This window comes from Plantibacter cousiniae (nom. nud.), assembly GCF_977070315.1.
Window position 1 is genome coordinate 498,120 of sequence record NZ_CDRVEU010000002.1, and the last position, 13,660, is coordinate 511,779.

At 59.8% G+C, this 13,660-nt stretch carries 11 protein-coding genes; 4 read left to right on the forward strand and 7 right to left on the reverse strand.

Annotated features, from left to right (window positions below):
- Window positions 1–22: 22 nt before the first annotated feature.
- The 3 genes from araG to ACW55A_RS05820 all read right to left on the reverse strand — a co-directional run bounded on the left by araG (window position 23) and on the right by ACW55A_RS05820 (window position 3,670).
- Window positions 23–1,546 (reverse strand): L-arabinose ABC transporter ATP-binding protein AraG, encoded by a 1,524-nt coding sequence (gene araG / locus ACW55A_RS05810; RefSeq protein ID WP_455809041.1) that lies wholly within the window; start codon window positions 1,544–1,546, stop codon window positions 23–25.
- Window positions 1,547–1,600: 54 nt separating this feature from the next.
- Window positions 1,601–2,614 (reverse strand): substrate-binding domain-containing protein, encoded by a 1,014-nt coding sequence (locus ACW55A_RS05815; RefSeq protein ID WP_003434236.1) that lies wholly within the window; start codon window positions 2,612–2,614, stop codon window positions 1,601–1,603.
- Window positions 2,615–2,797: 183 nt separating this feature from the next.
- A complete protein-coding gene (locus ACW55A_RS05820) occupies window positions 2,798–3,670 on the reverse strand; it encodes an SMP-30/gluconolactonase/LRE family protein (protein ID WP_498810673.1) in 873 nt (290 codons plus the stop codon).
- A gap of 322 nt (window positions 3,671–3,992) precedes the next feature.
- Between ACW55A_RS05820 and ACW55A_RS05825 the strand changes: the two genes are divergently transcribed.
- The gene (locus tag ACW55A_RS05825) at window positions 3,993–5,099 is read left to right on the forward strand and encodes an aldose epimerase family protein (protein WP_498810672.1); all 1,107 of its coding nucleotides are present in this window, start codon (window positions 3,993–3,995) and stop codon (window positions 5,097–5,099) included.
- Between the two features lie 49 nt (window positions 5,100–5,148).
- Here the strand turns inward: ACW55A_RS05825 and ACW55A_RS05830 are convergent, their stop codons facing one another.
- Genes ACW55A_RS05830 through aztA form a run of 3 tightly spaced genes read right to left on the reverse strand, consistent with a single transcriptional unit; the run spans window position 5,149 to window position 7,673 of the window.
- The gene (locus ACW55A_RS05830) at window positions 5,149–6,033 is read right to left on the reverse strand and encodes a metal ABC transporter substrate-binding protein (RefSeq protein ID WP_499140259.1); all 885 of its coding nucleotides are present in this window, start codon (window positions 6,031–6,033) and stop codon (window positions 5,149–5,151) included.
- Window positions 6,034–6,057: 24 nt separating this feature from the next.
- Entirely contained in the window at window positions 6,058–6,927 is an 870-nt protein-coding gene (locus ACW55A_RS05835) for a metal ABC transporter permease (RefSeq protein ID WP_003410031.1), read from the reverse strand.
- Window positions 6,924–7,673 (reverse strand): zinc ABC transporter ATP-binding protein AztA, encoded by a 750-nt coding sequence (gene aztA / locus ACW55A_RS05840; RefSeq protein ID WP_003369147.1) that lies wholly within the window; start codon window positions 7,671–7,673, stop codon window positions 6,924–6,926. The genes ACW55A_RS05835 and aztA overlap by 4 nt, the downstream gene beginning before the upstream one ends.
- 356 nt (window positions 7,674–8,029) lie before the next feature.
- Here aztA and ACW55A_RS05845 point away from each other — a divergent pair, with 356 nt between their 5' ends.
- The 3 genes from ACW55A_RS05845 to ACW55A_RS05855 all read left to right on the forward strand — a co-directional run bounded on the left by ACW55A_RS05845 (window position 8,030) and on the right by ACW55A_RS05855 (window position 11,151).
- Window positions 8,030–9,250, forward strand: a complete 1,221-nt coding sequence (locus ACW55A_RS05845; RefSeq protein ID WP_498810671.1) for a putative DNA modification/repair radical SAM protein — start codon at window positions 8,030–8,032, stop codon at window positions 9,248–9,250.
- Entirely contained in the window at window positions 9,247–10,086 is an 840-nt protein-coding gene (locus ACW55A_RS05850; RefSeq protein ID WP_003369140.1) for a TIGR03915 family putative DNA repair protein, read from the forward strand. The genes ACW55A_RS05845 and ACW55A_RS05850 overlap by 4 nt, the downstream gene beginning before the upstream one ends.
- A 219-nt stretch (window positions 10,087–10,305) precedes the next feature.
- Window positions 10,306–11,151: an NAD-dependent protein deacetylase gene (locus ACW55A_RS05855; RefSeq protein ID WP_003434245.1), complete on the forward strand. Its 846-nt coding sequence runs from the start codon at window positions 10,306–10,308 to the stop codon at window positions 11,149–11,151.
- Here the strand turns inward: ACW55A_RS05855 and ACW55A_RS05860 are convergent.
- On the reverse strand, window positions 11,148–13,511 hold the full coding sequence (locus ACW55A_RS05860; protein ID WP_455809044.1) for a DNA polymerase II: 2,364 nt from the start codon (window positions 13,509–13,511) through the stop codon (window positions 11,148–11,150). The two genes, ACW55A_RS05855 and ACW55A_RS05860, sit on opposite strands and share 4 nt — an antisense overlap.
- Between the last annotated feature and the right edge of the window lie 149 nt (window positions 13,512–13,660).

The following is a 13,660-nucleotide window of genomic DNA, read 5'->3' on the forward strand; positions in this document are numbered from 1 at the left end:
GTTCATGGTCAGGGACCGATTGTCAGCCGCGCGTGCGAGGCAGAGCCAATTGCAGAAGTCGCGACTCGTCAGCCTCGTCGCGATTGAGTTCACCGGTGATTGCGCCTTCGCTCATCACCAGAATGCGGTCTGAAATGCCCATCACTTCCATCAGATCGCTGGAGACCACAATCACCGCGATACCGTCTGCGGCCAGGTTGTGGATGATCTCGTAAATCTCGGACTTGGCCCCGACGTCGATCCCGCGAGTCGGCTCGTCCAGCAGCAGGACTTTCATGGGCATCGACAGCCAGCGACCAAGAATCGCTTTCTGTTGATTGCCGCCAGAGAGGTACATGATCTGCTGCTCGGGCGATGGCGTCTTGACGTTCATCGACTTGATCTGGCTGCGTGCGTTGTCACGCTCCCAACTGCCCTGAATCAGGCAACCGAGATTCACGTGCCGGGGGCGCGCACCGATGTTGATGTTCTCCGCGACGCTGGACAGCGGCACGATGCCTTCTTTCTTGCGGTCCTCCGGGCAGAGCAGAATTCCGGCCTCGATGGCATCACGCGGTGACTTGAGTGTCAGCGGTTTGCCGTCCAGTTGCAGGCTGCCTGCAGAGCTGCGGGTAAGCCCCGAGAGCAGCCGGAACAGCTCGGTACGCCCGGCGCCGACCAGGCCGAAAAAGCCCAATACTTCGCCCTTCTGCACGGCAAAGGTGACCGGCTCATGCAGGCCCGGCCCCAGCAGGCCGGTGACGCGCAGACTTGGCCCCTGATGCTGACGCGGACGGTAGTTGTAGATGTTCTGGATATCGCGCCCGACCATACAGGTCACCAGTCGGTCGTGATCAAGATCAGCCATCTGTTCGAAGGTTTTTACAAAACGGCCGTCCTTGAACACCGTCACCGCATCACAGACACGGAAGATTTCTTCCATGCGATGCGACACGTAAAGAATCACTCGGCCCTCGTCGCGCAGGCGCACGATGATCGCCATCAGTCGGTCGATCTCGCGCGCCGACAGGCTGCTGGTGGGCTCGTCGAAGGCAATGACGTGGGCATTACGCGACATGGCCTTGGCGATCTCGACCAATTGCCGCTGCCCCAGCGAAAGATCGCCCAGACGTGTGCGTGGGTCTATCTCGTCAGCCAGGCCCTTGAGCAGCTCGCCGGCCCGGCGGTACATCGCACCGCGATTGATCAGACCGAAGCGATTGGGCATGTGCCCGAGCAGCAGGTTCTCGGCAACGGTCATTTCCGGCACCAGATGCAGCTCCTGGTGAATCACCGCCACGCCAGCCGCGATGCTCTCGGCGGTGGACTTGAACTGATAGCTCTGCTCGCCGATCTGCAAGGCGCCGCTGTTGGGCTGATAAGAGCCGCCGAGAATTTTCAGCAGCGTGGATTTACCGGCACCGTTTTCACCCATCAATGCATGGACGCTGCCGGGGCGCGCTTCGAAACTGATGTCCGAAAGCGCCTTGACGCCGGGGAAGACCTTGCCGATGCCGTTGATGCGCAAGACACCGCCTGTGGCGTATTGTTCGATAGCCTGTTGCATGAACCAATCTCCTCGCACGTGTGAGGGGCCTGAACATCAGGCCCCTCGTTCAGCTCACTTCCACAGACCACGCTCGGTCAGTATTTCCTGGAAGTTGGTGCGCTTGATCAGTGTCACGTCGTCCAGAGCGGTGTACTTGGGTGGTTCTGTGCCCTTGGTGGTCCACTCGTAAACATGCAACGCGGTGTCGTAACCCTCTTTGCCAGGGTTCGGCAACATAGAGCCAAAGAAGCCGCTTTTTTTCTTCTTGAGTTCGTCGATCGCATCGGTGCCGTTGATACCGATCCCGATCACGTTATCCGCTTCAAAGCCATTGGTAGAAGTCGCACGTACCCCACCCAATACGGTGTTGTCGTTCATACCGCCGATGATCAGCCTTTTGGCATCGCCTGGAAGTTTTGGCAGCGCCGAGTTGGTGGCGTCCATGCTGCCTGGCACATCGAGGGTTTTCTGTGCGGTGAAGACAATATGGTCCTTCGGCAGGCCGGCTTCCTCAAGTGACTTCACCGAACCATCCGTGCGTTTCTTGCCGGTATCCAGCTCGTTATAAGTGTTGATGATCGCGTAGGTGCCTTTCCAGCCATCCTCGTCCCACTTGCGACTTTTCGCTTCCTTGGCCATTTCGACGCCCTGCTTCTGGCCTACTTCAAAGGCAGCCATGCCCAGGTAAGGCACGTCCTCCATGAAGTTACCCTTGGCGTCGACAAAGCGATCATCCACGGCCATGACTTTCAATCCCAGCGCTTTGGCCTTGGCCACAATCGCAGGGCCGAGCGACACGTCAGGCGGGCAGATCACGAAGCCCTTGGCACCGTTGGCGGCGAGGTTATCGATAGCGGTCAGGGTCTTTTCACCATCTGGCACGGCAATCTTGATGACGGTAAAGCCATGCTCCTTGCCAGCTTTTTCGGCACCCGCCCATTCGGCCTGGAACCACGGTTCTTCAGCCTGCTTGACCAGAAAGCCGATTTTGACTTCTTCGGCAGCGGAGGTGATGCCACTCATGCCCAGAATGGCGGTAGTGACGGCGACACAGCACAGGGAACGAATCCCGTGACGACTCAACATAGCTAGCTCCTTATTTTTATTGAATAGCTACAACGTTCAGCGAGGTGGCGGTCGAGAACGCGAATGCGTCCGAAACCGGTCAAATAGTCATACCATATAACGGGTGACCGCTATGTAACCGAATGTCACCCTTGCATCTACCATCACGCTGCCGTCAAAAAAGACGGCGGCGCGATACGCTTATCAACCGGCGAAACGCTGACACGGCGTGCCCTTGACGCCGACCTGCGCCATCAGCAGCGCGCCATCGAAACGACCCTGTGCATCGGCAGGTGCGGCACTGGTGACGTACAACGTTTCCAGGTCAGGACCGCCGAATACACAACTGGTGGGATGGCTGACCGGCAGCTCCACAACCCGGTCAACACTGCCATCCGGGGCAAAACGGATCAGGCAATTGCCACCCCAGCGCGCATTCCAGACATACCCTTCGGCATCCATCGCCGAGCCGTCGGGTGAGCCTCGATCGTGTTTTGCAGCCCATACCTTGCGTGGCCCCAAAGCACCGTCTGCGAGCACCGGATAGTGATAAATGACGTCGTCCAGCGTATCGGCGCTGTACAGCACGCTACCCTCGTCATTCCACAACAGGGTGTTGACGATGCCCTGCCCGTCCAGCAAACGGGTCACGCGAGCATCAGGTTCAACGCGGAACAACCCGCCTGAACGACGCACCAGAGGCACGTCGCCGCCCTCGGCATCGATGTTGTTCTGCATGCTGCCAAGCCAAAGGTGGCCGCGCGCATCGCACCGCGCTTCGTTGGCGCGATTGCCAGGTGTGGGGTCTGCCACGCAGAACGGCACTAAAGAAGTCTTGTCGGAGTCCAGGTCCAGGCGATAAACGCCGCTGGCCAGTGTCACCAGTGCATCACCCTGCTCGGTCGGAATAAATGTAGAAACCGGCTCCGGCATGCGCCATTGGCGGATCTGCCCGGCGACCAGCCGACACGCCAGGAACCCGGAAATGTCGACCCAGTACAAAGCCTGCTCCTCGGCATCCCAGAAGGAGCCTTCGGCCAGCTTGAAACGGTGCTCGGAAACGGGCAGCCAGTTCATGAAAAATGTCCTTTGTTATTGTTGTAAAGGCACTTTTGGATGTTTGTGTCGCTGTCTTGTCCAACCTCTGCCTGCGCTGACCCGTTGCACGGATTTCAGGCTGCATGGCAAAAAAAACGGCAGATCGGCTAAGGTGAGTCACAAGCCTTCAGCGACGATGGCACTACTAAATAGTATTACAATTTATTTTTCAAGCTTCATTTTATAGGCTATACATCCATGCATCGGCTTGAATCCGATCAAATAGTCTTACCAATAACAATAAAAGCAGGCAGATCAGATGAAAAAACATGCGCTCCTCAGCACCCTTGGACTGTCCTTGATGATCAGCACCCTGACCGCACAGGCCGCCGCACTCTCCAGCGAACACAGCGCGTTCGGCCAACTGCCCGACGGCTCTGCCGTCGAAAAATACACCCTGCGCAACAGTCACGGCGTGCAGGCCAGCATCATCACCTACGGCGCGACGCTGCAATCGCTGCTGGTACCTGACAAGGCCGGAAAGGTCGAAGACATCGTCCTGGGTTTCGACGATGTTCAGGGCTATCAGAACAACGGTACGGTTTATTTCGGCGCGACCATCGGCCGCTTCGGCAACCGCCTGGCAGGCGGCAAATTCAGTCTGGATGGCAAAACCTATCAGGTCCCGCTCAACGACAAGACCAACGCGCTGCACGGCGGCACGCAGGGTTTTGACAAGCGCTTGTGGAAGGCAGAAGAAACCAGGACCGGTGATTCGGTTGGCGTGAAGCTGACCTACCTGTCGCCGGACGGCGAGATGGGTTTTCCAGGAGCCCTGCTGACTGAAGTGACCTACAGCCTGAATGAAAAAAACGAGCTGAAGATCGACTACCGCGCTACCACCGACAAACCGACGGTGCTGAACCTGACCAACCATAGTTATTTCAATCTGGCCGGCGCGGGCAGTGGTGATGTGCTCAAACAGGTCGCCACCCTCCACGCCTCGCACTACACCCCGGTCAACCAAAAGCTGATCCCGACCGGAGAACTGCCTGCTGTCGCCGGCACGCCCATGGACTTCCTCAAGCCCACCGCGTTCGGCAAACACATCAAGGATGATCATCAACAGTTGAAATACGCCGAACCCAAGCAAGGCGGGTTTGATTTCAACTGGGTGCTCGACACCAAGGGTGACGTGAAGAAACTGGCCGCCGAGGTCAGCGACCCGCAATCAGGCCGCCGACTGCAGCTGTTCACCACAGAGCCCGGCGTGCAGCTGTACACCGGTAACTTCCTGGATGGCAGCATTCACGGCAAGGCTGGCAAGGTCTACCCGCACTGGGGCGCCTTTACCCTGGAAACGCAGCATTACCCCGATGCGCCCAACCAGCCGAAATTCCCCAGCACCCGACTGGATCCTGGCAAGGCGTACACCCAGACCACTGTGTTCAAATTCCTCAACGACTGAAGCGTTGAGCTGCCCGGCGCCTGCAATCAGGGCGCCGGGCAGTTCAGGCTCACTGATTGCGCTTCATTGCCGCAGTCAGGGTATCGACGTTGTAACGGAACATCTTCGCGTAGGTTGACGCCGGGCCGTCGGCTGGCGACAGGGATTCCACGTACAGTTCACCCCCTGGTTGAGCGCCACTGGCTTCGGCTATCTGCTTGACCAGACGCGGGTCGCTGGAGTTTTCGAAGAAGTAGGCACTGACATGTTCGGTCTTGATCTGACGGATCAGTTTCGAAACATCGGCGGCCGACGCCTCAGATTCGGTAGACAAGCCCAGCGGCGACAGGAAGTTCACCCCGTAGGCATCGCCGAAGTAGCCGAACGCGTCATGAGAGGTGAGGATCTTGCGTCTGGCAGCCGGAATCGAACGGATCTGATCACGTGCATAGCTATCCAGCTGCTGCAACTCAACGATGTAGCGATCACCATTGGCCTGATACACGCTGGCCCCTTCCGGATCGGCTTTCTTCAGCGCTGCGATGATATTGCGCACATAAATCACGCCATTGGCCGCGCTGTTCCAGGCATGCGGGTCGACAATGCGCTTGCCGTCCTCATCCATGCTGCGGGTCTTGATGCCCTCGGACAGTACCACCGGCTGCCCCTTGTAACCTGAAGCCTTGATGAGACGATCCATCCAGCCCTCAAGATGCAGGCCGCTGACAAATACAAGATCGGCATTTTTCAGCGCCTGGGCGTCACTCGGTGTAGGCTCGTAAACGTGTGGATCGCCGTTCGGACCGATCAGCGATTTGACGTGCACACGGTCACCGCCGACCGTACTGACCATATCGGCAATGACTGTGAACGAGGCAACGGCTTCCAGCGGTTTGGCCTGGGCCAGGCTGGCGAATGCCGACAGCGCCAGTGCAGCCAGGGAACTCAACATCATCAATCGTTTCATGACGTACCTTTTTCAGTGAGCCAGGTGAGGTTTGGGGAACAGCCGACGCACGATGCCCGTGCGTCCGAACAACAGGGAGATGCCGTAGAACGCACTGGCCGTCAGCACGATGGCCGGCCCCGAGGCGACGCCAAGGTGGTAGGAAACGATCAGCCCGATCAGCCCGGACAAGGTCGCCAGCAGCGTCGAAATCACCATCAGGCCACTCAGCGAGTGGGTCCAGAAACGTGCCGCGGTTGCCGGCAGCATCATCATGCCCACGGCCATCAAGGTGCCCAGCGCCTGAAAGCCTGCGACCAGGTTGAGCACCACCAGCAGCAGAAACAGAACGTGGTACAGCGAGCCGCGCCCGCCGACCGCACGCAGAAAGCCCGGATCGAAGCACTCCAGTACCAGTGGGCGATAGATGATTGCCAGCAGAATCAGGGTGAAGGAGGCAATGCTGCCGACCATGTAAATAGCGGTGTCATCGATGGCCAGAATGGTGCCGAACAGCACATGCAGCAGATCAACGCTGGAACCGTGCAGCGAGACAATCAGCACCCCGGCGGCCAGCGAGGTCAGATAGAAGCTGGCAAAGCTGGCGTCTTCGCGTAGCGAGGTCAGTCGACTCACCAGACCGGACAGCAAAGCCACTGCCAGCCCGGCGATCAGGCCGCCGAAGCCCATTGCCGGCAACGACAGCCCGGCGACCATAAAGCCCACCGCTGCGCCCGGCAGCACCGCATGGCTCATCGCATCGCCCACCAGGCTCATGCGCCGCAACATCAACAGCACGCCGACCGGCCCCGAGCCGATGCCCAGTGCCAGACACGCCACCAGTGCACGGCGCATGAAACCGAATTCGATAAAAGGCTCGACCACCAGGCTATAGAGCATCATGCGTCGTCGTCCTCGGCATCACACAGCAAGGCATCCGGGCTCCAGTACTCGGCCATGTTGCGCGCCTTGCGCAGGTTGGCAACGCTGAGCACCTGGGCTGTCTCGCCCCAGGCGATGGCTTCGCGAGCCATCAGCAAGGTTTGCGGAAAGTGCTGACGAACCTGTTCGATATCGTGCAGTACGGCAATCACCGTACGCCCCTGCCCGTGCCAGGCGCGAACCAGCTGTAATAGATCACGCGTGGTGCGCGCGTCGATGGCGGTGAACGGTTCATCCAGGAGGATCACCGAGGCGTCCTGCAACAACAGTCGGGCGAACAGCACCCGCTGAAACTGACCCGACGACAGCGAGCCAACGCTACGCCCTTCAAACCCCTCGAGGCCGACGGTCATCAGCGCCTCGCCGGTCAGACGCGCATGATTGCGAGTCAGACTGCGAAACGGGCCGATGCTGTGCCAGGCGCCCATCGACACCGTATCGGCGACGCTCAACGGAAAGCTGCGATCGATTTCCGCAGCCTGCGGCAGATAGCCAATCGTGCGGGTTGCCAGACGCCCCCGATCGACGCGTCCCTGAGCAGGCTTCATGGTGCCGGCGATGGCTTTGATCAGCGTCGATTTACCCGCGCCGTTGGGCCCGACAATAGCCGTCAGACTACCTGCTTCGAAGCGCCCGCTGATGTGGTGCACTGCAGGGCGGCGCTCGTACGCCACGGTGAGGTTTTCCAGAGCGATGGCAGCACTCATGGAACTGCCACCGACCAGCCAATCGCCAGCCAGAGCAATATCAGTATCGCCAGGGAAAACAGGACCCGCTTCCAGGCCGACTGGGCCATCACGGAGCCTGCTATCGAAGCGCTTGCTGTCGAAGCGTCAGAAGAATTTTTCAAGTAAAAGTAACCTGCAACTATTTGTTACAGTATTACATACCAAACACGTATGTGTTATTAAATAACATTCATGCTGGCACCTTGCTTTCCACTCATGCAGATCAAAGCCTGCGTGAATCCGATCCGGCATCGCCTCGCAGAACTCCGCCGTGCGGTACTTGTGACACCGCGTGCGCCCCTATACTGTATATACAAACAGTCAAGGGACACTTCATGCAGCTTATCGACAAGCTCAGCATTCTGGCAGACGCCGCCAAGTACGATGCGTCGTGCGCCAGCAGTGGAGCACCCAAGCGCAGCTCGCAGGACAAGGCCGGGCTCGGCTCTACCAATGGCATGGGCATCTGCCACAGCTACACGCCAGATGGGCGTTGCGTGTCGCTGTTGAAAATCCTGCTGACCAACTTCTGTCTTTACGACTGCCAGTACTGCGTCAACCGCCGCTCCAGCGATGTGCCACGTGCGCGCTTCAGTCCCGAAGAAGTGGTCACCCTGACGCTGGACTTCTATCGCCGCAATTGCGTGAGCGGGCTGTTTTTGAGTTCCGGGATCATTCGCTCTGCGGACTACACCATGGAGCAACTGGTCGAAGTTGCCCGGCTGTTGCGCGAGGTACATGAGTTTCGCGGCTACATCCACCTCAAAACCATCCCTGACGCCGATCCGGCGCTGATCGAAAAGGCCGGCCGCTATGCCGACCGTCTCAGCGTCAACATCGAACTGCCGACCGACCTGAGCCTGCAGACCCTCGCCCCGGAAAAAGACGTCGCCTCAATCAAGCAAGCCATGCAGACGATCTACACCGGCGAGCAGACGGTGCGCAACGAGCCTCGCTCGCCGCGCTTTGCGCCTGCCGGGCAGAGCACGCAGATGATTGTCGGTGCCGATGCCACCGACGACAGCACCATCCTGCACAGCGCGCAGTCGCTGTACAGCAACTTCAAGCTGCGCCGGGTCTACTACTCTGCGTTCAGCCCGATACCCAACAGCCCCAACAGCGTTCCCCTGGCGGCACCGCCGCTGATGCGCGAGCATCGCCTGTATCAGGCTGATTTTCTGCTGCGCGGATATGGCTTCACTGCCGGTGAACTGCTCGACGGTCCCGGTGATCTGGCGCTGGACATTGACCCCAAACTGGCCTGGGCGCTGGGCAACCGGCAAGTATTTCCGCTGGACCTGAACCAGGCCGACCCGGCACTGATCGCCAGGGTGCCGGGTATTGGCATCCGCACTACGCAGCGGCTGGTCGAGTTGCGCAGACAGCGTCGCATCCGCTATGAAGACCTGACCCGCATGCGCTGCATACTGGCAAAGGCCAAGCCGTTCATCATTACCAGTGATTACCATCCGCCGCATGCGGAAACCACCAGCGAGTTCCTGCATCACCAGTTGCGCGACCGGCCTCAGCCTCAGCAAATGGGGCTGTGGGGATGATCTGCCTCGACTGCGACGACCTGTTCGATACCTGGCGGCAACAGGCTCGCTGGCTGTTGAGCCATGAAATCGATCCCAGCCAGGTCAGCTGGAAGTCGCCGGATGCCGCCGACCTGTTCGGCAGCGAAGAAGAGTATCCCAGAGAGGCCGGGCCTTTTCAGGCAAGGGTTCCGCTGGAGCTGGTGCAGTTGCTGGAAAGCGCGTCGCGTTACCGGGGCGATCAGCGCTGGAGCCTGCTGTACGAAGTGCTGTGGCGCGTGACTCACGGCGACCGCACAGCGATGATGGCCGGCGACAAGCTCGGCAGTGAATTGCATCGTCGCCTGAAATCGGTAAGGCGCGAGGCCCATCATCTGCATGCGTTCCTGCGATTTGTCGCGCTGCCGTCCGTGGCTGACGACGAAGCCCTGATGCGCCCGCAGTACGTGGCCTGGCACGAACCGGCCCACGATATTCTGCTCAGTGCCAGCGAGCATTTCATCGGCCGCATGGGTCAGCACCGCTGGATGATCGCCACGCCTCAGGACGGCGTGTATTACGACGGCCAGCAATTGATTCATGAGCGACGTTGCCCGCCTGCCTGGCAGACCATGGCCAGGCAGGTGGAAGATCCGCATGGTGAACTGTGGCTGACCTACTACAGCCACATCTTCAACCCTGCGCGCCTGAACCCCAAGGTCATGGAAGGCCACTTCCCTTCGCGCTTCTGGAAAAACCTGCCGGAAGGCCCGCTGATTCCGGCCCTCATCACCCAGGCTCGCACCGGCAAGCAGCGTGACGGCCAGGCCAGCGACATCGCCGCCAGACGCGGCAAGAAAATTGCGCTGAAGGATTGAGAGCGAGAGGCAAAGGCATCCTCAGGATCGGACGCAGAGCGTCCGGAAAGCCATGCCCAAGCGGAGCACTCGGCGTAGCGGTCCGCCGCCGGGCCTTCTTCCAGAAACCAGCGATTGAACCAACCTCTGCGTCGGCGGCTCACAGCTGTGGCAGCCGCGACGTGGCCTGCACCCCAGATGATAAGGTGACCAGTCGCAAGAGCCACCCGAGGTTCAAACATGCTCGACAGCCCAACCCGACATCTGCTCGACACGCTATGCCAGGCGATGGCCGACAAACCGTTTCTGGTGGTGACCGGCGCAGGCATCAGCACCGCATCCGGCATACCGGACTACCGCGACAAGGACGGCGTGCGGCGCGGCAAGCAGCCGATGATGTATCAGGAATTTCTCGGCAACCCCGCAGCGCGCCAGCGCTACTGGGCACGCGCGATGCTCGGCTGGCCGCGGATCCGCGCGGCACAGGCCAATGCCGCGCATCGAGGTCTGGCTGCTCTGCAGGCTGAAAACGCTATCACAGGACTGATCACCCAGAATGTCGATGCACTGCACACGCAGGCCGGAAGCCGGGACGTCATCGAACTGCACGGCAGCCTGCACCGGGTGCTGTGCCTGGATTGCCAGCAGCGCAGCGACCGGGCAACCATTCAAGAGCAGATGCTGGAGCAAAACCCTTATCTGATCGGCGTCCACGCGACACAGGCGCCGGACGGCGACACCCTGCTCGACCCGGCTTTCGAGTCCAGCTTCAAGGTGCCTCTCTGCCCGCACTGTGAAGGCGACAGGCTCAAGCCGGACGTCGTGTTCTTCGGTGAAAACGTCGCCGCGCAGACCGCTGCCAAAGCAATGCAGAGTGTCGAAGAGGCTGAAGGTCTGCTGGTGGTCGGCACGTCACTGATGGCCTGGTCGGCATTCCGCCTGTGCAAGGCGATGGCCGAACAGGGCAAGCCGGTCATCGCCATCAACCATGGCAAGACCCGGGCCGACGAATTGCTTGAAATGAAAATCCAGGCGTCCTGCGAGCAGGTATTACCGTGGCTCGCCGAGCAGCTGGTTTCGCGTTAAAACAGCCCCAACTGCCCACCGATCAGGGTGCTGAAATCGTCGTCAACGAACGGCAGGATGGCATCTGCCAGCGGTTGCAACTGACGAGTCACGTAGTGATCGTAGTCGATCGGGGCGTGGCGAATTTCCAGCGGCTCCGGCCCGGCGGTGGTCATTACGTAGCTGATCCAGCCGCCACTTTGATACTGACGCGGTCGCCCCTGCTGGTCGTTGTATTCGTCGGCCAGCCGCGCGGCGCGTACATGGGGCGGCACATTACGCTGGTAGTCATCGAGCTTGCGACGCAGGCGCTTGCGGTAGATCAACAGGTCATCCAGCTCGCCTGACAGGGTGCGCTGCACATAGTCACGCACGTAATCCTGATACGGCTGACGCTTGAAGATCCGCAGGTACAGTTCCTGCTGAAACTGCTGAGCCAGTGGCGACCAGTCGGTGCGTACGGTTTCGAGGCCCTTGTAGACCATCTCTTCGGACCCGTCAGCGCGGGTCACCAGACCGGCATAGCGCTTCTTGCTGCCCTCTTCCGCACCGCGCACGGTGGGCATCAGGAAGCGCCGAAAATGCGTTTCGTATTGCAGCTCAAGGGCGCTGTGCAAACCGTACTCGGCGTGCAAGTGCTCGCGCCACCACTGGTTGACCTGCTGCACCAGCGCCTTGCCGATGCTTGCCGCCTCCTCCTGTCCGTGAGGGCGGCCCAGCCAGACAAAGGTCGAGTCGGTATCGCCATAGATCACGGTGTAGCCCTGCGCCTGAATGAGGTCGCGGGTCTTGAGCATGATTTCATGCCCGCGCAGGGTGATCGATGAAGCCAGGCGCGGATCGAAAAAGCGGCAGCCGCTCGAACCCAACACACCGTAGAAGGCATTCATGATGATTTTCAGCGCCTGGGACAAGGGCGCGTTCTGCTCGCGCTTGGCGGCTTCCCGACCTTGCCACACGCGCTCGACGATGGCTGGCAGGCTGTGACGTGTGCGTGAAAAGCGCGCACCGCGAAAGCCTGGCACCGACTTGCTGTCCGCCGGATGCCGCAGGCCTTCGATCAAGCCCACCGGATCAATCAGAAAGGTACGAATGATCGACGGGTAAAGGCTTTTGTAGTCCAGCACCAGCACCGACTCGTACAGCCCTGGCTGGGAATCCATGACAAAACCGCCAGGGCTGGCCTCCGGCAGTCGCTCGCCCAGGTTGGGCGCAACGAAACCCTGACGATGCATCAGCGGGATATACAAATGGCAGAAAGCGGCAACCGAACCGCCGCTGCGGTCGGCAGGCAGACCGGTGACCGTGGCGCGCTCAAGCAGAAAGGTCAGCAGTTGCGTCTTGGCAAAGATGCGCGTGACCAGTTCGCAGTCCTTGATGTTGTAACGCGCCAGCGCCGGCTTGTCCTCGGCGAACATGCGGTTGATTTCATCCATGCGCTGATAAGGCGTGTCGATGGCCTTGCCCTCGCCCAGCAGGGTCTGCGCGACGTATTCAAGACTGAATGACGGAAAACTCCAGGTCGCCGAGCGCAATGCCTCGATGCCGTCGATAATCAGCCGCCCGCTCACCTCGGCAAAAAAATGGTTGTTGCGGCTGCCATGCTCACGCCAGCCCATCGCTTCACCGCCACGTCCAAGCCTTAACGGCACTTGCAGGCGCTGGGCATGCTCGTGCAGCACGCGCAAATCGAACTGGATGACATTCCAGCCGATAATCGCGTCAGGGTCGTGCAGCGCCAGCCAGTCGTTGAGGCGTTCCAGCAACTGCACGCGGGTATCGCAATAGTCGAGCTGAAAATCCAGCGCCTCGTCGCCACCATTGGCCGGCCCCAGCATGTAGACCTGGCGTTGCCCACAGCCCTCCAGTGCAATCGAATACAGCTCGCCGCGTGCAGTGGTTTCGATATCCAGTGAGACCAGTTTCAGGTTGGGACGGTAATCGGGCGATGGCCTGATCTGCGCGTCACAAAGCACGCCATCGGCATCCAGCGTGCCGCCAAACTGCACAGGCGCAGTGATAAAGCGCTCCATCAGGTAGCGCTCGGGCGGGCGAATGTCCGCTTCGTAGACGTCCACGTTGCCTCTGCGCAGCAGCTTTTCGATGTTCATCAACTGGCGGTGCTGCTGACAATACACACCCAGCACCGGGCGATGACGGAAATCACAGAGTTCCAGCGGGCGCAGCTCTACGCCACGTTCGGTGCGCAATAACGATCGGGCGCGCTCACCCTGCTCGGCAGGAATAAAGGCGACAGAAGGCTGGCAAGGCAGACGGATATGGCGCGGACCCTGATCGGTGGCCAACCAAAAGTCGACCTCGGTCCCGGCGGGCGTGTCTTGCCAGTGCCGACTCAGGATAAAGCCTTGCTGTACATCCAACGCTGTTACCTCGACCGCCCGGTGAAACAATTGATTCTACTTGGCTATGAAGCTAAAGGCGCGTCTGGCAGGCGAATTAGCGGCACATTGAGGGCGTGGATAATTGATTCCTCCTATTCCCGTGATCTTTATTTACTGCTTGCTCGATG

Bases quoted from the DNA above. Each gene is read 5' to 3' on its own strand.
- araG (WP_455809041.1), bottom strand. From the start codon at position 1,546: ATGCAACAGGCTATCGAACAATACGCCACAGGCGGTGTCTTGCGCATC.
- ACW55A_RS05815 (WP_003434236.1), bottom strand. From the start codon at position 2,614: ATGTTGAGTCGTCACGGGATTCGTTCCCTGTGCTGTGTCGCCGTCACT.
- ACW55A_RS05820 (WP_498810673.1), bottom strand. From the start codon at position 3,670: ATGAACTGGCTGCCCGTTTCCGAGCACCGTTTCAAGCTGGCCGAAGGC.
- ACW55A_RS05825 (WP_498810672.1), top strand. From the start codon at position 3,993: ATGATCAGCACCCTGACCGCACAGGCCGCCGCACTCTCCAGCGAACAC.
- ACW55A_RS05830 (WP_499140259.1), bottom strand. From the start codon at position 6,033: ATGATGTTGAGTTCCCTGGCTGCACTGGCGCTGTCGGCATTCGCCAGC.
- ACW55A_RS05835 (WP_003410031.1), bottom strand. From the start codon at position 6,927: ATGATGCTCTATAGCCTGGTGGTCGAGCCTTTTATCGAATTCGGTTTC.
- aztA (WP_003369147.1), bottom strand. From the start codon at position 7,673: ATGAGTGCTGCCATCGCTCTGGAAAACCTCACCGTGGCGTACGAGCGC.
- ACW55A_RS05845 (WP_498810671.1), top strand. From the start codon at position 8,030: ATGCAGCTTATCGACAAGCTCAGCATTCTGGCAGACGCCGCCAAGTAC.
- ACW55A_RS05850 (WP_003369140.1), top strand. From the start codon at position 9,247: ATGATCTGCCTCGACTGCGACGACCTGTTCGATACCTGGCGGCAACAG.
- ACW55A_RS05855 (WP_003434245.1), top strand. From the start codon at position 10,306: ATGCTCGACAGCCCAACCCGACATCTGCTCGACACGCTATGCCAGGCG.